Origin of the sequence: Streptomyces solicamelliae, assembly GCF_045348655.1 — a bacterium.
GTDB lineage: Bacteria > Actinomycetota > Actinomycetes > Streptomycetales > Streptomycetaceae > Streptomyces > Streptomyces solicamelliae.
In genome coordinates this window covers 5189310-5214404 of the sequence record NZ_CP160404.1, presented here as the reverse complement: position 1 = coordinate 5214404, position 25095 = coordinate 5189310, and the positions used below count along the sequence as shown (strand labels likewise).

Genomic DNA, 25095 nt, shown 5'->3' with positions numbered 1-25095 from the left:
AGACGCGGCCCTGCCCGCGACCGGAGACCGGTCGCGGGCAGGGCGCAACAGCTCGAGTTAACGTCCGAACTTCCTACCCAGAATGACCTGGGCAAGGTTCAGAGGGTCTGCGGCCTGACGGTGCCGCACTCTCAGCGCTGTGGCGCTCCCCTGTCGGAATATGCAGATGTGTTCGAGCTCAGGGTACAAGCTCAGCGTTCGCTGGCCGCGAGCTGTCCACAGGCACCGTCGATCTCCTGGCCGCGGGTGTCCCGGACGGTCACCGGGACGCCGTGCGCGGCGATGGCCTCGACGAACGCCTTCTCGTCCTCAGGGCGGGACGCGGTCCACTTGGAGCCGGGCGTCGGGTTGAGCGGGATCAGGTTGACGTGCACCCGCTTGCCCTTGAGGAGCCGGCCGAGGAGGTCGCCGCGCCAGGCCTGGTCGTTGATGTCGCGGATCAGGGCGTACTCGATGGAGATCCGGCGGCCGGACTTCTCCGCGTACTCCCAGGCGGCGTCGAGGACCTCGCGGACCTTCCAGCGGGTGTTCACCGGGACGAGGGTGTCGCGCAGCTCGTCGTCCGGGGCGTGCAGCGAGACGGCGAGCCGGCACTTGAAGCCCTCGTCGGCGAACCGCAGCATCGCGGGGACGAGGCCGACGGTGGAGACGGTGATGCCGCGCTGCGACAGGCCGAGGCCGTCGGGCTCGGGGTCGGTGAGGCGGCGGATCGCGCCGACGACGCGGTTGTAGTTGGCGAGCGGCTCGCCCATGCCCATGAAGACGATGTTGCTCAGGCGGGCGGGGCCGCCGGGGACCTCGCCGTCGCGCAGGGCGCGCATGCCGTCGACGATCTGGTGCACGATCTCGGCGGTCGACAGGTTGCGGTCCAGGCCGGCCTGGCCGGTGGCGCAGAACGGGCAGTTCATGCCGCAGCCGGCCTGCGAGGAGATGCACATGGTGACCCGGTCCGGGTACCGCATCAGCACGGACTCGACGAGCGTGCCGTCGTGCAGCCGCCACAGCGTCTTGCGGGTGGTGTCGTCGTCGCAGGAGATGTGCCGGACGACGGACATCAGGTCGGGCAGCAGCTCCCCGGCCAGCTTCTCGCGGGCGGCGGCGGGGATGTCGGTCCACTGGGCGGGGTCGTGCACGTACCGCGAGAAGTAGTGCGTCGACAGCTGCTTCGCGCGGAAGGGCTTCTCGCCGATCGCTGCGACGGCCTCCTTGCGCTCGGCGGGCGTGAGGTCGGCGAGATGCCGCGGCGGCTTCTTGGCTCCGCGGGGGGCGACGAAGGTGAGCTCTCCCGGTGCGGGGCGGGCCATGGCAGGTACTCCTCGTAATGACGAAAGGCGCGCCGCTCGGAGCAGCGCGCCCTTCCAGGGTAACGGCACGGGAGACTTCCGCCCGTGGCCCGTGGTCCGCGATCAGCCGGAGCCGACGAACAGCACCAGCAGCAGCCAGACCACCGGGGCGGTCGGCAGCAGCGAGTCCAGGCGGTCCATGATGCCCCCGTGCCCGGGGAGCAGCGTGCCCATGTCCTTGATGCCCAGGTCGCGCTTGATCATCGACTCGCCGAGGTCGCCGAGCGTCGCGCTCGCCGCCACCGCCAGGCCCAGCAGCAGACCCTGCCACCACGAGCCGTCGTCGATCAGGAACTCCATGCACAGCGCGCCCGCCGCCATCGCGAAGCCCACCGCGCCGAGCAGGCCCTCCCGGGTCTTGCCGGGGCTGATGCGGGGGGCCAGCTTGGTCTTGCCGAAGCGCCAGCCGATCGCGTACGCGCCGGTGTCGCTGACGATCGTGAGCAGCAGGAACGTCAGCACCCGCTGGGCCCCGTCGTCCGCCGTCAGCATCATCGCCACGAACGTCGCCAGGAACGGCACGTAGAACGCGGCGAAGACGCCGGCCGTGACGTCCTTCAGGTAGCCCTCGGGGGGCTCCGTCATGCGCCACACCAGCACCGCGAGGGCGGTCAGCGCCATCGCGACCCAGGCGCCCTCCGCCCCGCGGACGTACCCGGCGACGACCATCGCCGCGCCGCCGACCCCGAGCGGGACGAGCGGGGCCTTGATGCCCTTGCGTTCCTGCAGACGGGTGGTGAGCTCCCAGAGCCCGACGACGACGGCGACCGCTATGACGCCGACGAACGCGGCCTTCCAGATGAACAGCGAGGCGATGATCACGGCGCCGAGTCCGACGCCGACCCCTATCGCCGCCCCCAGGTCACGGCCCGCGCTCTTCTTCTGCGGGGGCGGGGGCGGCGTGGGCATGGGCTCCTGGTCTCCGGCGGCCGGAACATCGGGCACGATGGGCATGGGCGCAGTCTGCTGCGCCTGATGCAGATCGTATGCGGGACCCGCCGGAAGCGGCCCCCCGGGACCCGCCGGGGCGGGTCCCTGGTCGGGTCCCCGGACACCGGCGGGGGCCGGGGGGGCTCCCCAGGAAGAGTCGTTCATCAGACCTCGAGAAGCTCGGCTTCCTTGTGCTTGAGCAGCTCGTCGACCTGCGCGACGTACTTCGCGGTGAGGTCGTCGAGCTCCTTCTCCGCGCGACGGCCCTCGTCCTCGCCGATGTCGCCGTCCTTGATGGCCTTGTCGATGCTCTCCTTGGCCTTGCGGCGCACGGAGCGGATCGAGATCTTCGAGTCCTCGGCCTTGCCCTTGGCGACCTTGATGTACTCGCGGCGGCGCTCCTCGGTGAGCTCCGGGAACGTCACACGGATGATGTTGCCGTCGTTGCTCGGGTTGACGCCGAGGTCGGAGTCGCGGATGGCCTGCTCGATGTTGCGCAGGGCGCTCTTGTCGAACGGGGTCACCACGGCCATGCGCGGCTCGGGCACCGAGAAGGACGCGAGCTGGTTGATGGGCGTGAGGGCGCCGTAGTAGTCGGCCACGATCTTGTTGAACATCGCCGGGTGCGCACGGCCGGTGCGGATCGCGGCGAAGTCCTCCTTGGCGACCACGACGGCCTTCTCCATCTTCTCCTCGGCCTCGAGGAGGGTCTCTTCGATCACCAGTTGCTCCTGCGTGTCGTCGCGTCTTGTCCTGCACGGTGTACGACCGGCAGGGCTTTGTCCATCCCATGGGGTCCCCCCAGGCCCTCAAGGCACTGGGGGAGGGGCGGTACCGGTTTCAGGCCCGGGTGCCCTGGTCGCTCACGAGAGTGCCGATCTTCTCACCCTTCACCGCACGGGCGATATTGCCCTCCGCGAGAAGCTCGAAGACGAGGATCGGGAGGTTGTTGTCGCGGCAGAGCGTGATGGCGGTGGCGTCCGCGACCTTCAGGTCCCGGGCGATCACCTCGCTGTACTCCAGCGCGTCGAACTTGACCGCGTCCGGGTTGGCCTTCGGGTCGGAGTCGTACACGCCGTCGACGCCGTTCTTGCCCATGAGCAGGGCCTCGGCGTCGATCTCCAGGGCCCGCTGGGCCGCGGTGGTGTCGGTGGAGAAGTACGGCATGCCCATGCCCGCACCGAAGATGACCACACGGCCCTTCTCCAGGTGCCGCACGGCACGCAGCGGGATGTACGGCTCCGCGACCTGGCCCATGGTGATGGCGGTCTGGACGCGGGAGTCGATGCCCTCCTTCTCCAGGAAGTCCTGGAGCGCCAGGCAGTTCATGACGGTGCCGAGCATGCCCATGTAGTCGGAGCGGGCCCGGTCCATGCCGCGCTGCTGGAGCTCGGCCCCCCGGAAGAAGTTGCCGCCGCCGATCACGATCGCGATCTCCGCGCCGCCGCGGACGACCGCGGCGATCTCGCGTGCGATGGCGTGCACGACGTCGGGGTCGACGCCGAGGCCGGTGCCGCCGGAGAAGGCCTCACCGGACAGCTTCAGCATGAAGCGGCCGGCCTTGTTGGCGTGGTTGTCGTCGCCCTGTGCGGCGCCCTGGTTCATGGAGATCTCCTCGTGCACATACGACGAAGAAGGCCATTGCCGGTGGGTCCTGGTGTCCCTGCGGCAATGGCCTCCTCGTCAGATCCGCCGTCGTCGGCGCCTGGGCGGCCGGCGACTGCTGTGGAAACCCTAGCGGGCTCCCTGGTCGATCAGGTACCGGCTCAGATGCCGACCTTGATGCGCGCGAAGCGCTTCAGGGTGACACCGGCCTCGTCCAGAACCTTCTGGACGGACTTCTTGTTGTCCAGCGCGTAGGGCTGGCCGAGCAGCGTGGCGTCCTTGAAGAAGCCGTTGACGCGACCCTCGACGATCTTGGCGATCGCGGCCTCGGGCTTGCCCTCGGCGCGGGTGGTCTCCTCGGCGATGCGACGCTCGGACTCGACGACCTCGGCCGGGACGTCCTCCTTGTCGAGGTACTTCGGCGCGAAGGCGGCGATGTGCTGGGCGACGCCCTTGGCGATCTCCGCGTCGGCCTTGTCCAGCTCGACCAGGACACCGATCTGCGGCGGCAGGTCGGGCATGGTGCGGTGCATGTAGACGGAGACGTAGGCGCCGGAGAACTGCGCGAAGCGGTCCAGGACGATCTTCTCGCCGAGGTTGGCGTTGGCCTCGTCGACGTACGCCTGGACGGTCTTGCCGGCCTCGATCTCGGAGGCGAGCAGCGCGTCGAGGTCCGCCGGGGAGGTCTTGGCGACGTGCTCGGCGATCGTGTTGGCGACGGCCTGGAACTTCTCGCCCTTGGCGACGAAGTCCGTCTCGCACTTCAGCTCGACGATGACGCCGGAGGTGTTGTCGTCGGCGATGAGGGAGACCACGGCGCCGTTCTCGGCGGAGCGGCCCTCACGCTTGGCGACACCCTTCTGGCCCTTGATGCGCAGCGCCTCGACGGCCTTGTCGACGTTGCCCTCGGCCTCGTCGAGCGCCTTCTTGCAGTCCATCATGCCGGCGCCGGTGAGCTCGCGGAGCTTCTTGACGTCAGCGGCGGTGTAGTTCGCCATGAGTCTGTATTTCTCTCTCGAAGTCTGAAAGATCTACGAAGATCTACGGGTCAACGGCGGGGGCTTCGTGAGCCCCCGCCGTCGACGACCGAAGTGTGAAGGTCAGGCCTGCTCGGCGTCGGCGGCCGGAGCCTCGGCAGCAGCCGGGGCCTCGGGAGCCTTCTCCGCGTCGTCGGCCTTCTTCTCGCCCTCGAGCAGGTCGCGCTCCCACTCGGCGAGCGGCTCGCCCGCAGCCTTCTCGCCCGGCTTCGAGTCGCCGGTCGCGGCGCCGGAGCGGGCGATGAGGCCCTCGGCGACGGCGTCGGCGATCACGCGGGTGAGCAGGGTGACGGAGCGGATCGCGTCGTCGTTGCCCGGGATCTTGTAGTCGACCTCGTCGGGGTCGCAGTTGGTGTCGAGGATCGCGACGACCGGGATGTGGAGCTTGCGCGCCTCACCGACGGCGATGTGCTCCTTCTTGGTGTCGACGATCCAGACGGCGCTCGGCACCTTCTGCATCTCGCGGATACCACCGAGGGTCTTCTCCAGCTTGGCCTTCTCGCGGGAGAGGACCAGGAGCTCCTTCTTGGTGAGGCCGGAGGCGGCCACGTCCTCGAAGTCGATCGCCTCGAGCTCCTTCAGACGCTGAAGGCGCTTGTAGACGGTGGAGAAGTTGGTCAGCATGCCGCCGAGCCAGCGCTGGTTGACGTAGGGCATGCCCACGCGCGTGGCCTGCTCGGCGATGGCCTCCTGGGCCTGCTTCTTCGTGCCGACGAACATGATGGAGCCGCCGTGCGCGACGGTCTCCTTGACGAACTCGTAGGCGCGGTCGATGTACGACAGCGACTGGAGCAGGTCGATGATGTAGATGCCGTTGCGCTCGGTGAAGATGAAGCGCTTCATCTTCGGGTTCCAGCGACGGGTCTGGTGACCGAAGTGGACGCCGCTCTCCAGCAGCTCCCGCATCGTGACGACGGCCATGGCCGTATCTCCTTGGGTTTTCTCGGTTATGTCCTGACGCCCCGGCGCGCCGTGCCACGAGGGACCGAAAGGCGCTGCCACGACCGGTGAGGGCGGTGGCGGGGCGTGCGAAGTCGACCCGGTGACCCGGGTCGCCATAGGAAGTGTACGGGACCCCGGGCGTCCCGGGTGACGGCGCTGTGCACAACGGGGGTGACGGCACTGTCCACAACCGGGCGGTAATCCACAGATCCGGCGGCCGGCCGGTGGGAGGGTGCGGACGGCGGAAGGCTGTCCCCATGAACGCGACGACGAGCCTCCTGCTGGCCCTGACCCTGCCCCTGGCCGTCATCTGGCCCGTGGGACCACCGCGACCGGAGGTGGTCCGTCCCTGGTCCCCGCCCACGTCCCCCTACGGCCCCGGCCACCGGGGCGTCGACCTGTCGGCCGCCCCGGGCGCCCCGGTCCGCGCGACGGCGGCGGGCACGGTCACGTTCGCGGGCCGGGTGGCCGGCCGCGGGGTCGTCACGATCACGCTCCCGGACACGGGAGACCCTCCGTTGCGGACGACGTACTCCCCGGTGGATCCGGTGGTGGAGCGGGGCGCGGTGGTGGGGGCGGGCGAGGTGGTGGCGAAGGTGGCCGCGGCGCCGGCGCACTGCGAGGCGACCTGCCTCCACTGGGGCCTGCTGAGAGGCGACCTCTATCTGAACCCGCTGTCGTTGCTCGGGCTCCGGCCGTCGCGCCTGCTGCCGGTGACCGGGGTGCCCGTGACCGGCGGACCGGTCAGGACCGGCGGAGGCCCGTGAGGGCCATGGCGACGGCGGCGTCGGCGATGGCGTCGGGGTGCTCGGCCGCGCCGAGCTCGATGCGGCGGACGGCGGCGTCGACGATGCCCTGCAGGAGCATCGCGGACAGGCGTGGCTCGGCCTGCCCCAGGTCGGCCAGGGCCTCGACGATCATGGCGACGAGTCCGCCGTGCGCCGCGCGGATCTTCTCGCGGGCGCCGTCGTCCAGCTCGCCGGCCGAGATCGCGACGACGGCGCGGTGCCGCCGGTCGCCGACGAGGTCGAGCTGCTTGCGGACGTACGCCTCGACCTTGCCCTCGGCGCTCTCCTCGGAGGCCATCGCCGCCTCCACCTCGGCCGCCCAGACCGGGAAGTCCACCGCGCACAGCTCCTCGACGACCGCGGCACGCGAGCGGAAGTACTCGTACACGGAGGAGCGGGCGAGGCCGGTGCGCTCGGCGAGGGCGGGGAAGGTCAGCGCCTCCGTCCCGCCTTCGGACAGCAGGGAGCGCGCGGCGTCGAGCAGGGCGCCGCGCTGCATGGTCCGGTGCTCGGCCACGGAGGCCGCTCGAATCCTGGGCACGGCTCCACTGTACGACCGGGCCCCAGGCGTCAGCGTCCTACATCGGCCAGCTTGGCGCGCAGCTGCAGCACGGACTTGGTGTGGATCTGACTCACCCGGCTCTCGGTGACTCCGAGGACATGGCCGATCTCGGCCAGGGTGAGGCCCTCGTAGTAGTACAGCGTGACGACGGTCTTCTCGCGCTCCGGGAGGGTGTTGATGGCGCGGGCGAGGAGGCGGCGCAGCTCGCGGTCCTCGGCGACCTCGACGGGGTTGTCCGCCGCGGTGTCCTCCAGCGTGTCCATCAGCGACAGCCGGTCGCCGCCCTCGCCGCCCACGTGCAGCAGCTCTTCGAGCGCGACCACGTTCGCCAGTGACAACTGGCTGAAAACCGCGTGCAGTTCCTCCAGCGCGATGCCCATCTCCGCGGCGACCTCGCTCTCCGAGGGCGTGCGGCGCAGCTGCGCCTCCAGGGTGGCGTAGGCGCGCTCCACGTTGCGCGCCTTCTGCCGTACGGAGCGGGGGATCCAGTCCAGGGCCCGGAGTTCGTCGATCATCGCGCCGCGGATGCGGGTGATCGCGTACGTCTCGAACTTGATGGACCGTTCGATGTCGAACTTCTCGATGGCGTCGATGAGTCCGAAGACCCCGGAGGACACGAAGTCGGCCTGCTCGACGTTGGAGGGCAGCCCCACGCTGACCCGGCCCGCGACGTACTTCACCAGCGGCGAGTAGTGCAGGATCAGCTGCTCCCGCAGCCGCTCGTCGCCGGTGTCCTTGTACGCGCGCCAGAGCTCGTCGAGCGATGACGGTGCGGCCGGTCGCACGGCGCCCCGGGCTGCTGGGGGCACCGCGGCGGCGCGGTCAGACCCGGAGGTGTGCTGGGGCATGCGTTGCCTTGTGCCGTTCTGCCGTCTGGGTGGGGATCCTGGCGAGCGTAGCGTGACTGAGCAGTCGCGGTAAGCGAACGCCGGCGGATCGCGCCTCCGCGGGGGGCCGGGCTCGACCGCATCTTCGAACCCGGGCCGGGGCGCGCGTCGGCCCCTCGGATACGGCCGAGAGAACTCGATTGCTCATCTGCCTCACCTTTTCACCCGAATGCTCCAGGTCAAGCACCGCCTCGCCGCATGTTCGACGCGTCTCTGCGCGTGTTCGTCAATCTCCAGTCACCGTTCACCCGTTCTACGAACCCCAGTGAGTGCAGTTCGTACAGACGCGCGACGGTCTCGTCGGGGGGTGTGCCGCCGCGGCGGGCGATCTCCTGGGCGGAGGTCGCGCCCCGCGGGGGCAGGGCCTCGAGGACTCTGGTGCAGTCGGGGCCGAGAAGGTCCCTGGGGAGGACGGGACCTCTGCGGGCGGGGGCCAGTTCGCCCATGGCGCCGACGAGTTCGATCACCTCGTCGGCGTCGGTGACGAGGGTGGCGGGCCCGCGCAGGAGTTCGTGGACGCCCGCGGACACCCCCGAGGTGACGGGTCCGGGGACGCCCATGGTGTGCCGGCCGAGACGCTGGGCGGCACGGGCGGTGACGAGCGAGCCGCTGCGGTACTCGGCCTCCACCACGACCGTCCCCCGGGTGAGCGCGGCGATCACGCGGTTGCGGAGGATGAACCGCGCGGGCGTGGGGTGGCTGCCCGGAGGCAGCTCGCCGAGGACGAGGCCCTGTTCGGAGATCCGCAGGATCAGTCCGGCGTGGCCGCGGGGGTAGGGGGTGTCGATCCCGCAGGCCAGTACGGCGACGGTGGCGCCCTGCGCGGCGAGCGCACCGCGGTGCGCGGCGCCGTCGATGCCGAAGGCCGCACCGGAGACGACCACCCAGCCCCGCTCGGCGAGACCGCCGGCGAGCGTGGTCGCGGTGTGCGCGCCGTACGAGGTGCAGGCCCGGGCCCCGACGACGGCGACGGAGCGGAGCGCCCAGGCCCGCAGGTCGGCGGGCCCCCGCACCCAGAGCCCGAGGGGCCGGGCGTCCCCGAGGTCGTCGAGCTGCCGGGGCCACTCGGCGTCGCCGGGCACGACGAACCGCCCGCCGAGCGCGCCCACGGCGTCGAGGTCCCGCTCGGGCGGGGTCTCGACGGCGGCCTGCGCGGCCCGGTGCCGCCAACCCCGCAGCCGTTTCTCCCCGGTCCCGGGAAAAGACGCGTCCCCGTCACCGAGCAACCGCCCCAGAAACCCGGCCGCCCCGTACCGCCGCACCCACGCCCCCGCCTGCTCGTCCCCCGGCTCGGCCACCCGGGCCAACGCGGCCCGCGCCACCCGCTCGTCTTCGCGCGCCTCGGCCGACGCGCCCGCCGTCGCACCACCGCCCGCGTCGCCCGAGGGCTCGCCGTGCCTCGTTCCCCGCGCCCGGCCCGGGGGCTCCCCCGGCGCCACCTGCGGCCACCCCCCGTCGTGCGGTTCCGTCGGCGGCACGCCACCCGGCCCCGCGTCCGACGACTCCGGACCGCCGATCGCCTGCCCCTCGGGTGTCCGGCCGGTGCCGGCCGGCTCCGGCAACCCCTGGCGTACGCCCCTCGCCTCCTCCGGTGGCTCCCCGTGCCCTGGGTCGTGCGCCGCCCGCGGCCACCCCACGGCGCGGGCCCGGCAGGTCTCCGTCGGCGGTCCGCCCTCGCCGGCGGCCGGGGCCGCTGACGGGACGGTCTGTTCTCGTGCCTCGCTGCGCTCCTCCCCGTTCACCCCCACTCCCCCGTCCCCGCTCCCGCCGGCACCAGGTCCGCGCCTCGGGGAATGCCGGTGCGGAGTTCCAGGGCCAGGGCGACGTCCTGGGCCTCGGGACGGTCGCGGCCGGAGAGGTCGGCGACGGTCCAGGCGACGCGGAGGACCCGGTCCAGGCCGCGGGCCGTGAGAAGGCCGCGTTCGACGTCACGCTCCGCCGCGACGAGGGCGCCGGGTGCGGCCAGGAAGCGGGTGCGCAGTTCGTGGCCGGGGATCTCGCAGTTGACGCGCCAGGGCGTGCCGTCGAGCCGGGCGGCCGCCCTGGCCCGCGCCTCGCGCACCCGGTCGGCGACCACGGCGCTGGTCTCGCCGCGCCCGCCCGGCCCCATCAGGTCGGACCGGGTGACCGGCTCGACCTCGACCCGCAGGTCCACCCGGTCCAGGAGGGGCCCGGACAGCCGCGCCTGGTAGCGGCGGATCACCGACGAGGGGCAGTCGCAGCCCAGGCCCTGCTGCGTGTGCCGGCCGCAGGGGCACGGGTTGGCCGCCAGGATCATCAGGAACCTCGCGGGCAGCCGCACCACCCCGGCCGCCCGGGCGACGACCACGTGCCCCGACTCCAGCGACTGCCGCAGCGCGTCCAGCGCCTTGCCCGAGAACTCCGGTGCCTCGTCGAGAAACATGACCCCGCGATGGGCGAGCGACACCGCGCCCGGCCTCGGCAGCCCGTTGCCGCCGCCCACCAGCGCCTGCATCGTCGCCGAGTGGTGCGGGGCGCAGTACGGCGCGCGGCGCACCAGGGGCTCGCCCGGCGGCAGGATCCCCGCCACCGAGTGGACCGCCGTGACCTCCAGCGACTCCTGCCGGGTGAGCGGCGGCAGCACCGTCGGGAGCCGTTCGGCGAGCATCGTCTTGCCCGCGCCGGGCGGTCCGGACAGCAGCAGATGGTGTCCGCCGGCCGCGGAGACCTCGATGGCGGTGCGGGCGGCTCGCTGCCCCGCCACGTCCGCGAGGTCGGGCCCGTCCCCGGGGTCCGCGGACAGTCCCGTCCCGACCCCGGCCCCCGGCACCAGGAGCCCGGCGAGCATCGCGTCGGGCCGGCCCTGCTGCGCGGGCTCCTCGTCGGGGACGGGTTCGTCGGCGAGGACCGCGATGAGCTGGCGCAGGCTGCGCACGCCCAGTACGGAGACGCCGGGGACCAGCGCCGCCTCACCGGCGGTCTGCTCGGGCACGACGACGTGCTCGTACCCGGCCTCGGCCGCCGCGAGGACGGCCGGCAGGACGCCGCGCACCGGCCGCACCCGCCCGTCGAGGCCGAGTTCGCCGATGAGGACGAGGTCGGCGATGGCCCTCGGATCGATGCGCTCGGCCGCGCCGAGCACCGCCGCGGCGACGGCGAGATCGAACCCGCTCCCGGACTTCGGCACCGAGGCCGGGCTCAGTCCGACGGTCAGCTTCTTCTGCGGCCACTCCGCGCCGGAGTTGACGATCGCCGCGCGGACCCGGTCGCGGCTCTCGGTGAGGCTCTTGTCCGGCAGGCCGACCAGCGTGAACGCGGCGACCCCGGCCTCGAGGTCCGCCTGGACCTCGACGACGACGCCCTCGACCCCGACCAGCGCCACCGAGCAGGTGCGGGCGAATCCCATCACGCCACCCCCTTGGCGTGGGTGAGGTGCGGGGCTCCGCGGTGCGGCAGGACGACGCCGACCAGGTCGATCCGCAACCCGCCCGGCGGCGCTCCGCCGTGCCGGTACAGCCAGCAGTCCGCGAGCCGTTTGAGCCGGGCGGCCTTGCGGGCGGTGACCGCCGCCATGGGGTGCTCGTACGCCCCCTCCCTGCGGGTCTTCACCTCGCACAGGACGACCGTGTCGCCGTCCCGGGCGACGATGTCGATCTCTCCGGCGCGGCCGCAGCGCCAGTTGCGCGCGAGCACCGTCATCCCCGTCTCGACGAGCCGGCGGGCGGCCAGCTCCTCCCCGTACCGTCCGAGCGCCCCCGTGGCCTTGTTCATCGGAACCACCTCCGTCACCGACTGTGACGGACCGCGGCAGTGCGTGGGGGGCTCGGCGGGAGATCTGTGGACGAGCGGGCGGTTGTGGACAACTCCGTCACCCCGGCGGGTGAGGCGATCCCCGGCGCAACGCCCCGCTCAACCCCCGGCTCAGCTGCTCGGCAGCTCGAGGTCGCTCTTGTTGAGCTCCTCGATGTTCACGTCCTTGAACGTCAGCACACGCACCTGCTTGACGAAGCGCGCCGGCCGGTACATGTCCCAGACCCAGGCGTCGGCCATCGAGACCTCGAAGAACACCTCGCCCTGCACCGAGTGCACCTGCATCTCGTAGTCGTTGGTGAGGTAGAAGCGACGCTCGGTCTCGATGACGTATTTGAACAGCCCGACGACGTCGCGGTACTCCCGGTAGAGCTTCAGCTCCATCTCGGTCTCGTACTTCTCGAGGTCCTCGGCGCTCATGGCATGTTCCCCTTCAGCCGTGCGTGCCCCCATTGTGCGCCCGTCACGGGCACCCTCAGTCGTTTTCCGGAACGAGAACGACCGGCGCACTCGGGGGTCCCTCGTCGAGCAGCGTGCGCAGCAGCTCGGCGAGCTTTGTCGGGTACACCGTCTCACGCGCCGCCGACAGTTCGGCGGAAGTCCACCATCTCAGCCCCGTGACACTGCGCTGCTCCAGCTCCGTCAGTCCGCCGGGAGCGACGTCGGTCTGGCGGGTCCTCGCCAGGTAGTACCACTCGTCCTGGTACCAGAGCCGCCCGTCGAACGGGAACGAGCAGGTCCGCTCCCAGAGCACCGGGCCGAGTTCGGCGTCGGTCACCCCGGTCTCCTCGACCAGTTCGCGCAGCGCGGCCTGCTCCCGGGTCTCCTCGCCCTCCACCCCGCCGCCGGGCGTGAACCACCAGGTCCGCTCCGGGTCGTCGGGCTCGAAGCCGTGCATCAGCAGGATGCGGTCGTCCGGGTCGAGCAGCACCACCCGTGCCACCCGCCGCAGCTCCGGCTGCTCCGGGTCCGTCATGCCGCCACCGTCTCCTTCTCGCCCCGCGCCCCGTCCCCGCGCCGCCGTCCGGCCATCCGCGCCAGCGGCCCGTACGCGGCTCCGGCCAGGACCAGCGCCGCGCCGGCCACGACGGCCGTGACGATCCGGCGGACCGGGCCGGGCTCGGAGATCCCGCCGGGCAGGCCGGCGAACCCGGTCGGCCGGGCCAGTACGCCGTCCATCGGCCAGGCGATCGCGTCGACCCGCCCGGTCACCGCCGAGCGCGGCACCGAGCCCTGGCCGGCCTCCTGGAGGTGGACGCGGGAGTCCATCGAGTTGCGCCGCTCGTCGCCGAGCAGGAACAGCTTTCCTTCGGGCACCGTCACACTGAAGTCCTGCCCCACGGTGGCGTCCTTCGACCGCAGATAGGGCTCGTCGACCGGCTTCCCGTTCACCGTCAGCCGGCCGTCGGCGGCGCAGCAGGCGACCTTGTCGCCGCCGACGCCGACCACCCGCTTGAGCATGGGCATGTCGCCCCAGAGCGCCTCGCGGAAGACCACGACGTCGCCGCGCCTGACCTGGCTGCCGTCGATCCGCTGCGCGAGCACCCGGTCGCCGACCTCGACGGTCGGCGCCATGGAGTCGGTCGGCACCGTGTACGGCTGGTACACCAGCGCGCCCCAGACGAAGCCGCCGAGGAAGAGCAGGCAGCCGAGGCCCACCGCGATCCCGGACAGCACACTGCCGACGCGGCCCCCGCCGCGCTCCTGGGTCCGTACCGTTTCGCTCACCGCTGCCCCGCATCCGATCCGATGGTCCGCCGCATCTGGGGTCGGCACCTTAACTCGCCGGTAGGGGTACGAGAAAGGGCCCACCTCACGCACGGGACCCCGTACCGCGACCGGTACGGGGTCCCTGCACGCATCGCCCGGGCGGCTCAGGCCTCCGCGAGCTTCTTCCGGCGCCACAGCACCAGCGGCACCGCGCCGGCCAGTCCCGCCGCGCCCGGCGCGACGGCCAGGGCCTGGCTCAGGCCCGGCTGGTCGAAGGTGTCCGGAACGGGCAGCGTGGACCAGCGGGTGACGGGCCAGGCGACGACGATCGCGCGGCCGACGACGTCCTCGTTGGAGACGGTGCCGCCGCCGGGCAGCTCCTGGTGCCAGCGCGAGTCCATCGAGTTCTGCCGGTTGTCGCCCATGACCCAGATCCGGCCCTCGGGGACCTTGATCGGGCCGAACGGCTTGTCGCCGCAGGGCGTCGAGCCGGGCTTGATGTACGAGGTCTCGTCCAGCTCCTTGCCGTTCAGGATCACCTTGCCGCCCTCCTTGCACGACACGGTGTCCCCGCCGACCGCGATGACCCGCTTGATCAGGTCCTTCTCCTCGGCGGACGGCATCAGGCCGATGAAGCTCAGGAACTTCTGCAGCACGTTCGGGTCGGGGGTGGGCTCGCCCTCCAGCCAGCCGCCCGGGTCGTGGAAGACGACGACCTCGCCGCGCTCCGGCTCCGATCCGAACCAGGGGGTCAGCTTGTCGACGAGCACCCGGTCACCGCGCTTGAGCGTGTCCATCATCGACTCCGACGGAATCGAGAACGCCTGCACGAGGAAGGTCTTGATCAGCAGCGCGAGGAGCAGCGCGATGCCGATGAGCAGCGGCAGCTCCTTCCAGAAGGAGCGCTGCGGCCTCCGGCCGGGGTGGTCGTCCGCGGTCTCGTCGCGCCCCGCGCCGTCGTCGGCCGGAGGCTCGCCGGCGGCGCTCCCCGGTCCGTCGTCGGTCATGGCCGCGGGCGACTGGCCGAGCTGCTCAGGCCTCTTCTCGGGCTCGTCGTGTCCGGATCGTGCCCCGACGGCCAAATCCCCCACATCCACTCCTCAGTCCGTGCAATCGCCTGCCCCGGAACAGGGTCAGGCCCACCACTCCCATAACGAGCGGGAGTTCCGCAGGGGTCGGGAGCCAGGGCAATCCGTTCAGATTCCGCGAGGACACACTATGCGACACGCCGCTCGCCGACGTAGATCCCTGCTGTGTGTCCGGGACGGCGGCGAAGGTCTCGCGCTCTTCCAGGGTCCGCCAGTGCGACACGGGCCAGACGATGGAGAACGCGCGTCCGACCACCTGTTCTTCTGCGACCGTCCCCTGCCCGGGCTCGTCGAGGTGGAAACGCGAGTCGGCCGAGTCGGAGCGGTGATCGCCGAGGACGAAGATACGGCCGGCCGGCACCTTCACCTCGAACTTGATCTTCGAGGGCTCGTTGCCGGGGAACAGGTACGGCTCGTTCAGCGGGACGCCGTTGACGGTGATCCGGCCGTCCTTGCCGCAGCACTTCACGGTGTCGCCGCCGACGGCGACGACCCGCTTGATGAGGTCCTGCTCGTCGGCGGACGGCAGGAGCCCGATGAAGGTGAAGAACTGCTTCACCTGCTTGACGCCCACGGGGTCGTCGGCGGGCGGCGTGAGCTCCTGCTGGAGCCAGCCGCCGGGGTCCTTGAAGACCACGACGTCGCCGCGCCGGGGCTTGTTGCCGAACCACGGCGTCAGCTTGTCGACGAGCACCCGGTCCTGGACCTGGATCGTCTGCTCCATGGAGCCGGACGGGATGACGAACGCCTGCACCAGGAAGGTCTTCAGGACCAGGGCTATGAGGATCGCCACCGTGACCAGCAGCGGGATCTCCTTGGCGGCGGAGCGCTGCCGCCGCCGCTTGACCTTGCGCGCCAGCCTGCGCCGCTCGGCGCGGCCGGGCAGCGCCCGTCCGCCGTCGGTGGGCCGGGAGCCGGTGGGCAGCCGGGTGTCGGAGCGGTGGCCGGCCGCGCGCCGCCCGCGGTTACCCATGGCCGCCCGCCCCGGCGGGTACGGTCCCGGGCGCGGGCACCCGCGCGAAGGCGTCGGTGCCGGCCAGGGAGGTCCAGCGGGCGAAGGGCCAGCCGATCCAGTCCACCCGGCCGATCACCCGGTCGACGGGCACCATGCCGCCGCCCGGGGAGCCGAGGTGGTCGCGGGAGTCGCTGGAGCGGCTGCGGTGGTCGCCCATGACCCACAGGGTGCCGTCGGGGACGACGATGTCGAAGGGGACCTTGGAGGGGGCGTCGCCGAAGAACACGTACCGCTCCTCGACCTGTGTGCCGTTCACCCGGATCCGGCCCTCCTTGTCGCAGCAGACCACGCGGTCGCCGCCCACGCCCACCACCCGCTTCACGAAGTGGGTCTCGTCGGGCTCCGCGAGACCGAGGGCGGCGCCCGCCCCCTGCAGCAGCGCGGCCACCGGGTTCTCCTCGGCGGGTTCCCGTACGAAGGAGTCGGTGCCGTCGAAGACCAGTACGTCGCCGCGGCGCGGTTCGTCGCCGAAACGGTACGCCAGCTTGTTCACGAGGACCCGGTCGCCGATCTGCAGCGTGGGCTCCATGGAGCCGCTGGGGATCAGGAAGGGCTGCAGTACGAAGTGGCTCAGGAGCAGCAGGAAGAGCGTGCAGGCGATACCGGTCAGCCCGGCGCCCCGCCAGGAGAGCCGGCCGCGCGCCGGACCGGCCGCGGCGTCACCCTCCGGAACGCGCGCGGAGCGCGACCGCTCCTCCGGTGTGGAGGGGCGGTCGCGCTCCGTGTGCTGTGCTTCGGTGTCCATCGGGGCCAGAGCCTATCCGGCCGACCTGTGGACCCGAACGCGCGACGGTGAGCCGGTGGCTCAGTTGTCGCGCTTCTCCTTGATCTTGGCAGCCTTGCCGCGCAGCTCACGCAGGTAGTAGAGCTTGGCGCGACGGACGTCACCGCGGGAGACGAGCTCGATCTTCTCGAAGATCGGGGAGTTCACCGGGAAGGTGCGCTCGACGCCGACGGAGAAGGAGACCTTGCGGACCGTGAAGGTCTCGGAGACGCCCGAGCCCTGACGGCGGATGACGACACCCTTGAACTGCTGGATACGGGAGCGGTTGCCCTCGATGACGCGGACGTGCACGTTGATCGTGTCACCCGGGCGGAAGGCCGGGACGTCCGAGCGCAGGGAGGCGGCGTTCACACCGTCGAGAAGAGAAGCCATGTTCTTCGTCTGCTTTCTTCGCACGACGCCACAGGTCGCCGGGCGGGAGTTTCGAGGAGATTCGGGAGCCGTCCCGCTCGGCCGCGACGGTCCCCCTGTGGCAGGAGCGCGGTACGGGCGTACGACAGCGGCCTATTCTTCCACGGCCGGGGCCTTGCGCCAAAATCGGCCGCCGGGCTCGGGGGCCCAGCCCAGGATGGAGAGCAGTTCGCGGTCCTTCTTGTCGAACGCGGCGGGGTCGCAGCGCTCGATCAGGTCCGGCCGGTTCTCGACGGTGCGCCGGAACGCCTCGTCGCGCCGCCAGCGGGCGATCTTCCCGTGGTGGCCGCTGAGCAGCACGTCCGGGATGTCCCGGCCGCGCCACCGGGGCGGCTTGGTGTAGACGGGACCCTCCAGCAGGTTCGCCATGGCGCCCGGCGCGAAGGAGTCGTCGCGGTGGGACTCGGCGTTGCCGAGCACGCCGGGCAGCAGCCGGGCGACGGCCTCGGTGATCACCAGGACGGCCGCCTCGCCGCCGGCCAGCACGTAGTCGCCGATGGAGACCTCGTGGACCGGCATGCGGGTGGCGTACTCGTCCATGACCCGGCGGTCGATGCCCTCGTAGCGGGCCGGGGTGAAGATCAGCCAGGGGCGTTCGGAGAGCTCGACGGCGAGCTCCTGGGTGAACGGCCGGCCGCTGGGGGTGGGGACGACGAGCACGGGCTCGCGGGCGCCGGCCTCGTAGCCGTCGGCGAGGGCCTGGTCCAGGGCGTCGCCCCAGGGATCGGTCTTCATGACCATGCCGGGGCCGCCGCCGTACGGGGTGTCGTCGACGGTGTGGTGCCGGTCGTAGGTCCAGTTCCGCAGGTCGTGGACGTGGACGTCGAGCGGGCCGCGGGCACGGGCCTTGCCGACCAGCGAGACGTTCAGCGGTTCCAGGTACTCGGGGAAGATCGTGACGACGTCGAGCCTCATGCGCGGTCGCCCTCCGCGGCCTTCGCGTCCCCGGAGCCCGCAGCGGCCGCGTCGGAGTCCTCCGCGCCCTCGGCGTCGCGGGCGGACGCGATCTCCGCGCGGTCGTCGATCAGACCCGGCGGCGGGTCGATGACGGCCCGCTGCTCGTCCAGGTCGATGTCGGTGACGATCTCCTCCACGAACGGGATCATCAGCTCGCTGCCGTCGGGCCGCTCGACGATGAACAGGTCCTGCGAGGGCAGGTGGGAGATCTCGGAGATCCGGCCGATCTCGGTGCCGTCGGCGAGCACCACGTCCAGGTCGATCAGCTGGTGGTCGTAGTACTCGTCATCGTCCTCGGGCCGCTCGTCCGGGTCGATCTCGGCGATCAGCAGGGTGTTGCGCAGCGCCTCTGCGGCGTTGCGGTCCCGTACGCCCTCGAAGCGCAGCAGCAGCCTGCCGCTGTGCACCCGGCCGGTCTCGATGGTCAGCGGCCCGGTGGCGGACGGGTCGGTGAGCAGCACGGCGCCCGGTCCGAGCCGCAGCTCGGGCTCGTCCGTGCGCACCTCGACGGTGACCTCGCCCTTGATGCCGTGGGCGCGACCGATCCGCGCGACTACCAACTGCACTGGCTCAACTCTCCCCTTTTTGCGGCTGGACCTTGCCTCCCCCAGACTCCGTCCGGGGGCACCCCCACTCGCGGAGGTGGTACCTCGCCGTCCTGGTTGCTCAATTGTCGCTTGCGATCGTGGGTGAGAACGACAAAGGCCGGGGAGGCGATCAGCCCTCCCCGGCCCGTGCCGGTGTCAAACTTCAGCGGACCTGGTCCACGTCGACGAGGTCGACACGGATTCCACGGCCGCCGATGGCGCCCACGACGGTACGCAGCGCACGCGCGGTGCGGCCGTTGCGGCCGATCACCTTGCCGAGGTCGTCGGGGTGGACCCGGACCTCGAGGACGCGGCCGCGGCGCAGGTTGCGCGAGGCGACCTGCACGTCGTCGGGGTTGTCGACGATGCCCTTCACGAGGTGCTCGAGAGCCTCCTCGAGCATGATCAGGCCTCGGTCGACTCGGTGGACGCGGCCTCGGCCTCGTCCGCCTTCTTGTCGGCCTTCTTCGCCTTCGGGGTGATGGCCTCACCCTTGGCGTCGTCGCCCTCGAGGGTCTTGGCGAACGCGTCGAAGGAGGCGCGCTTGTCCTCCTTCGTCGCCGGCTGCAGCAGCGGCGCCGGGGCCGGCAGGCCCTTGTGCTTCTGCCAGTCGCCGGTGAGCTTCAGGATCGCGAGAACCGGCTCGGTCGGCTGGGCGCCGACGGACAGCCAGTACTGCGCGCGCTCCGAGTCGACCTCGATACGCGACGGGTTGTACGTCGGGTGGTACAGACCGATCTCCTCGATGGCCCGGCCGTCACGGCGGGTGCGGGAGTCGGCGACGACGATGCGGTAGTGGGGCTGGCGAATCTTGCCGAGACGCTTCAGCTTGATCTTGACTGCCACGGGAGTGGTGTCTCCTGGTGTTGACGTGGTTGGGCACATGAGATGCCACGTGGGGTTGCGGTACTCGGGTGCCCGATGGACGCGTCAGCCGGAGGAGAGAGGGGTCCTGTGCGACTGTCGAGTACAGCTAGCCATTGTGCCATACGCGCAAGCCGCGGGACGCCCCGGCCCCCGGGGGCCGTCCCGCCCGGCTCATCTCGCCGCGCCCACCGTCTCCGGGATGCGGAACGGCTTGCCGCAGCCTCCGCACACGATCGGCGCCTGCGCGAGGACCGACGGCACCACGCGCACGTTGCGCCCGCAGTCGCAGACCGCCTTCACGCGCACGCCGCCGCCGGACGAGCCGTGCCGGGCGGCGGGCCCGCGGAAGGAGCGCTTGGTGTCGGCGGCGGTCGCGACGGTGTGCGCCTTGAGGGCGCGCTGGAGTCTCTCCATCGTCGGCCGGTAGCGCCGCTTCGCGTCGGGGGTGAGCGTGACCAGGGAGAAGCCGCTGCTGGCATGCGGCTCCTCGGGATGGTCCAGGCCCATCTCCTCGGCGATCGCGAGGAAGCGTCGGTTGTGGTAGCGGCCGGCGCGTGAGGTGTCGCGGACACCCCGGGCGGCGGCGATGCCGTGGACTGCCTCGTGGAGCAGTCGCTCGAAGGAGAGCTCGGCGCCGCAGGCGGACGACGACTCTCCGATCAGGGACTCGGGCGCGGCAAGGTCCGGCAGCTCGGGGTGGTGCCGCTGAATGTCGGCCCACGCCTGTGCCAGCTCTGCGGCGAGAACAGGTGGTGTCGTGCTCACGTCGCGTACAACGAGCCGGAACGCCCCCGGGTTCCATTCCGGGGCATCCCAAATAATTTGCACGTACCCGTCAGTTGCCGTTGATGCGTCCCGACGAGGGCGGGTGCGCCGATCTGCGGAGAAGCCGCACAGCTCGCATCAAGCCGGTACGTAGTGGCGCGTACGCCCCGGCGCGTGGGCGGCGGGTGCGCGCGGGTGACCCGGCGTGTCGCAGTGACCCTAGCGGCTCGACCGGAGGCGTGGAGCACCACCCCCGCCCGGACGCAAGGCGGCGCGACCACTGGACGCGGGGACGGATGGGGAGTTCCCTGACATACGGGGGGTGTGTGCGCCTCGCGCACACAGGAACACGCACGGACACGGGGGACACGCACGTTCGTCACGCACGCCCGGCCATGACATGGACCTTCGCCGATTGGGGCCCCTTCCATGACACCTACCCTCGTCCGGCACGACCCGGTCCGGGACTGGGTCGAGATCCAGGAACGGATGCTCGCCCCGCTGTACGAGGCGGTCTACGAGCGCCTCGCCGTGGGTCCCGGCACCCGGCTGCTCGGCCTGGACTGCGGCGCCGGGCTCGCGCTGCTCATGGCGGCGGCCCGCGGCGCCCGCGTGGCCGGCGCGGACCGGGACGCCGCCCGCCTGGCGCACGCCCGGCGGAGACTGGCGGGCCACGGCGCGGCCCTGGACGAGGACCGGCCGGCCCCTGGCCCGTACGACGTCGTGACGGCGTTCCACCGCGCACCGGCCGGCTTCGCCCTCGACCACGCGGTACGCGGCGCGGCCGTGGTGCTCGCGGGCTGGGGGCCGCGGGAGCGGTGCGCCTCGGCGGCGGTGCTGGCGGAGGCGGGCGCGGAGTGGACCGGCGCGGCGCACGACGACCTGCCCGCGCGGGCGGCCCGTGCGGGCCTGCGCCCGGAGGGCTCGGGCCGGGTGGCCTGCCCGTTCGGCTACGCGGATCCGGACAGTGCGGTCCGCGGCCTGCTGTCGACGGGCGCCCTCGACGCGGCCGCGGCGGCGACCGACCCCGCGCGCGTCGAGAAGGAACTGACCGAGGCCCTCCACCCGTACGTGCGCCGCGACGGCACGGTGTGGATGCCGAACGTCTTCACGTACGTGATCGCCCGCGTGCCCTAGGGCCTGTCCGGCGGTCCGGCCGTGATCCGCCGGACAGGCCCTAGGGGTGGTCCGGGCCGATCACGCCCGTGCCCGGACGGGGACGGGCCGCCGGGCCCCGAGGACGTACGGGCCACCTCACGACCTCGGGGACGGGCCGCCGGGCCCCGAGGACGTACGGGCCACCTCACGACCCCCGTCGCCGGGCTCGCCGCGGCCGCGTCCTCCCCCGCGGTCCTACTCCTCCTTCGCCAGGCGCGGGATGCCCGCCGCCCGGTACGCCGCCGCCTCCTCCAGCGTCTCGTACTCGAGCAGCGCCTGGGCCAGGGCGTCGAGCTTGTCGCGGTTCTCGCGGAGCTGGCGGAGGGCGCTCTCGTAGCACTCGTCGACGATCCGCCGCATCTCGCTGTCCACCGTGTCCAGCGTCCCCGGCGCGGCCGACAGGCCGTACGCCTGCTGGGCGTCGCCCGGGATCGCCGTCAGCCGGCCCACCCGTTCGCTCATGCCCCAGCGCCCGACCATCCCGCGGGCGATGTTGGTGACCTGCTCCAGGTCGCTCTCCGCGCCCGTCGTGATCACGCCGAAGACCAACTGCTCGGCGGCCATCCCGCCGAGCGCGCCGATGATCCGGCCGCGCAGGTACTCCTCGGTGTACGCGTACTTGTCGCCCTCGGGCGTCGACAGTGTGACGCCGAGCGCCCGGCCACGCGGCACGATGGTGACCTTGCGGACCGGGTCGGCCCCGGGCTGGAGCATGCCGAGCAGCGCATGGCCGCTCTCGTGGTACGCGGTCCGGCGGCGTTCCTCGGGCGGGATCACCAGCGGCCGCTCCGCACCGAGCTGCACCTTCTCCAGCGCGTCCGACAGGTCCGACTGCGTGACCGCCTCCTGCCGTCGCTTGACCGCGAGCAGCGCGGCCTCGTTCGCCAGGTTGGCCAGCTCCGCGCCCGTCATGCCGGGCGTCGTACGGGCGACCTGCCCCAGGTCGACGCCCTGCGCCAGCGGGATCTGCCGGGTGTGGATCCTGAGGATCGCCTCGCGCCCGGTCAGGTCCGGCGAATGGACGTGCACCACCCGGTCGAAACGGCCGGGCCGGGTCAGCGCCGGGTCAAGGACGTCCGCGCGGTTGGTCGCCGCGAGCACGATCACGCCCTCCGAGCCGGTGAAGCCGTCCATCTCGGTGAGGATCTGGTTGAGCGTCTGCTCCCGCTCGTCGTGCCCGCCCATGCCCGCGCCGGCCCCGCGGGCCCGGCCGATGGTGTCGATCTCGTCGATGAAGATGATCGCGGGGGCCACCTTCCGCGCCTCCGCGAACAGCTCCCGCACCCGGGACGCGCCGACGCCCACGATCATCTCGATGAACTCGGACGCGGACGCGGAGAAGAACGGCACCCCCGCCTCCCCCGCCACCGCCCGCGCCAGCAGCGTCTTGCCGGTGCCCGGCGGCCCGGCGGCCCGGCGAGCAGCACACCGCGCGGCATCTTGGCGCCCATGGCGCGGTACGCGGCCGGGTTCTTCAGGAAGTCGACGACGTCGTTGAGCTCGCCCTCGACCTCGTCGATGCCGGCCACGTCCTCGAACGTGGTCCGTTTGCCGCCCTCCAGCTCCACCGGTTTCGGCGGGGCCTTGCGGCCGAGCATGCCGCCCGCGCCGCCCATGCCCGTACTCATCCGGCGGGCGATGAACACCCACAGCAGGACGAGCAGCACCATCGGGGCGAGTGAGATCAGCAGGTTGGCGAGGAAGCTGCGCTCCTGGACGACCGGCTCGGCGGTGACCGTGACGCCCTTCTGGGTCAGCGAGTTCCACAGCTCGTCGTCGGCGAAGGCCGGCCGCTGGGTGACGAACTTGGTGTAGTCGCCCTTGTCGCCGTTGGGCAGCGGCTGCTTGTTCTTCAGCTCGCCCTGGATCGCGTCGCCCTTGGAGTAGATCTTGGTGACGTTGCCCGCCGTGACCTGCTTGCTGAACTCCGTGTACGAGATCGTCGGCTCGTCGCCGCGGTTGAAGAACGACAGGACGAGGTTGGCGATCAGGTACACGACCAGCGCCATCAGGATCAGTCCGCCCCAGCCGCCGGGCATCTTCCTCCGGGCCGGCGGGGGCGGCGGGGCCCCCTCGGAGCGCCACGGCTGGTCGGTGCGGTCGCGCGGGGGTACGGAATTGGCCACGGGCTCATTATTCGAGAGCCCGGCAATCAGGGCATTCCGGGCGAAGCACGGGCGTGAAGGAGGCCCGGGGGCACAGCTCCCGGGCCTCCTTCACACGTACGGGCTACCGCAGGTCAGCCCATGAACTTCTTGAACTCGTCCGGCAGCTCGAAGTCCTGACCGCCCTGGCCGGCCGCCGGCAGCCCGAACGCTCCGCCCGCCTGGGCCTGGTCGCGGCGCTCCTGAGCTGCCTGCTCCTCGGCCTTCCGCTTCATCGGGTTGCCGCTCTTGCGCTTGCCCTTGGCCTGCTTCTGCTGCTTCTTCTGACGGCCGGGGCCGCCGCCCATGCCCGGGATCCCCGGCATGCCGGGCATGCCGCCGCCCTGGGCCATGCGGGACATCATCTTGCGGGCCTCGAAGAACCGCTCGACCAGGCCCTTCACCGCGCTGACCTCGACGCCCGAACCACGGGCGATGCGGGCGCGGCGCGAGCCGTTGATGATCGTCGGGTCCTGGCGCTCGCCCGGGGTCATCGACTTGATGATCGCGGCGGTGCGGTCGACGTCGCGCTCGTCGATGTTGTTGATCTGCTCCTTCATCTGCGCCATGCCGGGCAGCATGCCGAGGAGCTTCGAGATGGAGCCCATCTTGCGGACCTGCTCCATCTGGGCGAGGAAGTCGTCCAGCGTGAAGTCCTGGCCCTTCTTCGAGGCCAGCTTCGAGGCGACCTTGGCGGCCTCCTCCTGGCTGAAGGTCTGCTCGGCCTTCTCGATGAGGGACAGGATGTCGCCCATGCCGAGGATGCGGGACGCCATGCGGTCCGGGTGGAACGCGTCGAAGTCGTCCAGCTTCTCGCCGTTGGAGGCGAACATGATCTGCTTGCCGGTGACGTGCGCGATGGAGAGCGCGGCACCACCGCGGGCGTCGCCGTCGAGCTTCGACAGCACGACGCCGTCGAAGCCGACGCCGTCACGGAAGTCCTCGGCGGTGTTGACCGCGTCCTGACCGATCATGGCGTCGACGACGAAGAGCACCTCGTCGGGGGACGTGACGTCGCGGATGTCCGCGGCCTGCTGCATCATCTCGGCGTCGATGCCGAGGCGGCCGGCGGTGTCGACGATGACGACGTCGAACAGCTTGGTGCGCGCGTACTCGATCGAGTCCTTGGCCACCTGGACCGGGTCGCCGACCCCGTTGCCCGGCTGCGGACCGTAGAACCCGACGCCCGCGCGCTCGGCGACGACGCCGAGCTGGGTGACGGCGTTGGGACGCTGGAGGTCACAGGCCACGAGCAGCGGGGTGTGCCCCTGGGCCTTCAGCCAGAGACCGAGCTTTCCGGCGAGCGTGGTCTTACCGGCACCCTGGAGACCGGCGAGCATGATCACGGTCGGGCCGGCCTTGGCGAACCGCAGACGGCGCGTCTCGCCGCCCAGGATCGTGATCAGCTCGTCGTTGACGATCTTGATGAACTGCTGGCTGGGGTTCAGCGCCTTGGAGACGTCGGCCCCGAGGGCGCGGGTCTTGACCTGCTTGATGAACTCCCGGACGACCGGAAGAGCGACGTCCGCCTCGAGGAGGGCGATGCGAATCTCCCGGGCCGCGCCGTCGATGTCGGCTTCGGTGAGGCGGCCTTTGCCCCGGAGGGTCTTGAAGGTATTCGCCAAGCGGTCGGAGAGAGTATCGAACACGGCGCTCGTCGGTCCTTGGGGTCGGGGGCGGAGAATCGCCCTCCAGGGTATCCGGCCCCGCCAAGGATTCGTCCCCGCCCACCGGATCGGGTGAG

26 protein-coding genes, 1 pseudogene and 1 riboswitch are annotated in these 25095 nt (G+C 71.7%); of the genes and pseudogenes, 2 read left to right on the top strand and 25 right to left on the bottom strand.

The features are described 5' to 3' along the window. Nucleotides 1-52: 52 nt before the first annotated feature. A riboswitch (TPP riboswitch) is annotated at nt 53-162 on the bottom strand. A 29-nt stretch (nt 163-191) separates the two neighbouring features. The 6 genes from rlmN to rpsB all read right to left on the bottom strand — a co-directional run bounded on the left by rlmN (nt 192) and on the right by rpsB (nt 5836). Further along, nucleotides 192-1304: a 23S rRNA (adenine(2503)-C(2))-methyltransferase RlmN gene (gene rlmN / locus ABZO31_RS24380; RefSeq protein WP_406863402.1), complete on the bottom strand. Its 1113-nt coding sequence runs from the start codon at nt 1302-1304 to the stop codon at nt 192-194. A gap of 102 nt (nt 1305-1406) precedes the next feature. Beyond that, entirely contained in the window at nt 1407-2438 is a 1032-nt protein-coding gene (locus ABZO31_RS24375) for a phosphatidate cytidylyltransferase (RefSeq protein ID WP_406863401.1), read from the bottom strand. Beyond that, entirely contained in the window at nt 2438-2995 is a 558-nt protein-coding gene (gene frr, locus ABZO31_RS24370) for a ribosome recycling factor (RefSeq protein ID WP_406863400.1), read from the bottom strand. Before frr ends, ABZO31_RS24375 begins: the two co-directional genes overlap by 1 nt. A 118-nt stretch (nt 2996-3113) precedes the next feature. Next, nucleotides 3114-3878 (bottom strand): UMP kinase, encoded by a 765-nt coding sequence (gene pyrH / locus ABZO31_RS24365; RefSeq protein WP_406863399.1) that lies wholly within the window; start codon nt 3876-3878, stop codon nt 3114-3116. Between the two features lie 161 nt (nt 3879-4039). Continuing rightward, a complete protein-coding gene (gene tsf / locus ABZO31_RS24360; RefSeq protein ID WP_406863398.1) occupies nt 4040-4876 on the bottom strand; it encodes a translation elongation factor Ts in 837 nt (278 codons plus the stop codon). A 102-nt stretch (nt 4877-4978) separates the two neighbouring features. After that, nucleotides 4979-5836 carry a 30S ribosomal protein S2 gene (rpsB, locus tag ABZO31_RS24355; RefSeq protein ID WP_406863397.1) on the bottom strand — a complete coding sequence of 286 codons (858 nt, stop codon included), beginning with the start codon at nt 5834-5836 and terminating at the stop codon, nt 4979-4981. Between the two features lie 278 nt (nt 5837-6114). On the opposite strand from rpsB, the gene ABZO31_RS24350 reads away from it, so the two are divergent. Then, entirely contained in the window at nt 6115-6624 is a 510-nt protein-coding gene (locus ABZO31_RS24350) for a peptidoglycan DD-metalloendopeptidase family protein (protein WP_406863396.1), read from the top strand. Here ABZO31_RS24350 and ABZO31_RS24345 read toward each other — a convergent pair. The 17 genes from ABZO31_RS24345 to ABZO31_RS24265 all read right to left on the bottom strand — a co-directional run bounded on the left by ABZO31_RS24345 (nt 6602) and on the right by ABZO31_RS24265 (nt 20049). Beyond that, nucleotides 6602-7162, bottom strand: coding sequence for a TetR/AcrR family transcriptional regulator (locus ABZO31_RS24345; RefSeq protein WP_406865459.1), 561 nt, complete (start codon nt 7160-7162; stop codon nt 6602-6604). The genes ABZO31_RS24350 and ABZO31_RS24345 overlap by 23 nt on opposite strands. 53 nt (nt 7163-7215) lie before the next feature. Continuing rightward, the gene (gene whiG / locus ABZO31_RS24340; RefSeq protein ID WP_406863395.1) at nt 7216-8055 is read right to left on the bottom strand and encodes an RNA polymerase sigma factor WhiG; all 840 of its coding nucleotides are present in this window, start codon (nt 8053-8055) and stop codon (nt 7216-7218) included. A gap of 218 nt (nt 8056-8273) precedes the next feature. Continuing rightward, nucleotides 8274-9533 carry a DNA-processing protein DprA gene (dprA, locus tag ABZO31_RS24335; RefSeq protein ID WP_406865458.1) on the bottom strand — a complete coding sequence of 420 codons (1260 nt, stop codon included), beginning with the start codon at nt 9531-9533 and terminating at the stop codon, nt 8274-8276. A 299-nt stretch (nt 9534-9832) separates the two neighbouring features. Beyond that, nucleotides 9833-11461 carry a YifB family Mg chelatase-like AAA ATPase gene (locus tag ABZO31_RS24330; RefSeq protein WP_406863394.1) on the bottom strand — a complete coding sequence of 543 codons (1629 nt, stop codon included), beginning with the start codon at nt 11459-11461 and terminating at the stop codon, nt 9833-9835. Beyond that, nucleotides 11461-11826: a YraN family protein gene (locus tag ABZO31_RS24325; protein ID WP_406863393.1), complete on the bottom strand. Its 366-nt coding sequence runs from the start codon at nt 11824-11826 to the stop codon at nt 11461-11463. Before ABZO31_RS24325 ends, ABZO31_RS24330 begins: the two co-directional genes overlap by 1 nt. 150 nt (nt 11827-11976) lie before the next feature. Beyond that, the gene (locus tag ABZO31_RS24320) at nt 11977-12285 is read right to left on the bottom strand and encodes a DUF2469 domain-containing protein (protein WP_055510545.1); all 309 of its coding nucleotides are present in this window, start codon (nt 12283-12285) and stop codon (nt 11977-11979) included. A 55-nt stretch (nt 12286-12340) separates the two neighbouring features. Next, nucleotides 12341-12841, bottom strand: a complete 501-nt coding sequence (locus ABZO31_RS24315) for an NUDIX hydrolase (RefSeq protein ID WP_406863392.1) — start codon at nt 12839-12841, stop codon at nt 12341-12343. After that, on the bottom strand, nt 12838-13593 hold the full coding sequence (gene lepB / locus ABZO31_RS24310) for a signal peptidase I (protein ID WP_406863391.1): 756 nt from the start codon (nt 13591-13593) through the stop codon (nt 12838-12840). The genes ABZO31_RS24315 and lepB (ABZO31_RS24310) overlap by 4 nt, the downstream gene beginning before the upstream one ends. Nucleotides 13594-13739: 146 nt before the next feature. Next, nucleotides 13740-14657 (bottom strand): signal peptidase I, encoded by a 918-nt coding sequence (gene lepB, locus ABZO31_RS24305; RefSeq protein ID WP_406865457.1) that lies wholly within the window; start codon nt 14655-14657, stop codon nt 13740-13742. Beyond that, nucleotides 14608-15636, bottom strand: a complete 1029-nt coding sequence (gene lepB, locus ABZO31_RS24300) for a signal peptidase I (RefSeq protein ID WP_406863390.1) — start codon at nt 15634-15636, stop codon at nt 14608-14610. The genes lepB (ABZO31_RS24305) and lepB (ABZO31_RS24300) overlap by 50 nt, the downstream gene beginning before the upstream one ends. Continuing rightward, entirely contained in the window at nt 15629-16423 is a 795-nt protein-coding gene (lepB, locus tag ABZO31_RS24295) for a signal peptidase I (RefSeq protein ID WP_406863389.1), read from the bottom strand. Before lepB (ABZO31_RS24295) ends, lepB (ABZO31_RS24300) begins: the two co-directional genes overlap by 8 nt. A 60-nt stretch (nt 16424-16483) precedes the next feature. Further along, nucleotides 16484-16834, bottom strand: a complete 351-nt coding sequence (gene rplS, locus ABZO31_RS24290; protein WP_406863388.1) for a 50S ribosomal protein L19 — start codon at nt 16832-16834, stop codon at nt 16484-16486. Nucleotides 16835-16966: 132 nt separating this feature from the next. After that, nucleotides 16967-17788, bottom strand: coding sequence for a tRNA (guanosine(37)-N1)-methyltransferase TrmD (gene trmD, locus ABZO31_RS24285; RefSeq protein ID WP_406863387.1), 822 nt, complete (start codon nt 17786-17788; stop codon nt 16967-16969). After that, a complete protein-coding gene (gene rimM / locus ABZO31_RS24280; RefSeq protein WP_406863386.1) occupies nt 17785-18396 on the bottom strand; it encodes a ribosome maturation factor RimM in 612 nt (203 codons plus the stop codon). Before rimM ends, trmD begins: the two co-directional genes overlap by 4 nt. Nucleotides 18397-18580: 184 nt before the next feature. Continuing rightward, a complete protein-coding gene (locus tag ABZO31_RS24275) occupies nt 18581-18820 on the bottom strand; it encodes an RNA-binding protein (RefSeq protein ID WP_005311361.1) in 240 nt (79 codons plus the stop codon). Between the two features lie 2 nt (nt 18821-18822). Then, complete coding sequence (gene rpsP, locus ABZO31_RS24270) at nt 18823-19263, bottom strand: 30S ribosomal protein S16 (RefSeq protein WP_406863385.1); 441 nt, start codon at nt 19261-19263, stop codon at nt 18823-18825. Nucleotides 19264-19455: 192 nt separating this feature from the next. Next, on the bottom strand, nt 19456-20049 hold the full coding sequence (locus ABZO31_RS24265) for a hypothetical protein (protein ID WP_406863384.1): 594 nt from the start codon (nt 20047-20049) through the stop codon (nt 19456-19458). 429 nt (nt 20050-20478) lie between these two features. Here ABZO31_RS24265 and ABZO31_RS24260 point away from each other — a divergent pair, with 429 nt between their 5' ends. Beyond that, nucleotides 20479-21186, top strand: a complete 708-nt coding sequence (locus ABZO31_RS24260; protein WP_406863383.1) for a methyltransferase type 11 — start codon at nt 20479-20481, stop codon at nt 21184-21186. A 216-nt stretch (nt 21187-21402) separates the two neighbouring features. On the opposite strand, the pseudogene ftsH reads toward ABZO31_RS24260, so the two are convergent. Then, nucleotides 21403-23333: pseudogene (gene ftsH / locus ABZO31_RS24255) on the bottom strand (ATP-dependent zinc metalloprotease FtsH). A gap of 113 nt (nt 23334-23446) precedes the next feature. Then, on the bottom strand, nt 23447-25000 hold the full coding sequence (ffh, locus tag ABZO31_RS24250) for a signal recognition particle protein (protein WP_406863382.1): 1554 nt from the start codon (nt 24998-25000) through the stop codon (nt 23447-23449). Nucleotides 25001-25095: the final 95 nt, after the last annotated feature.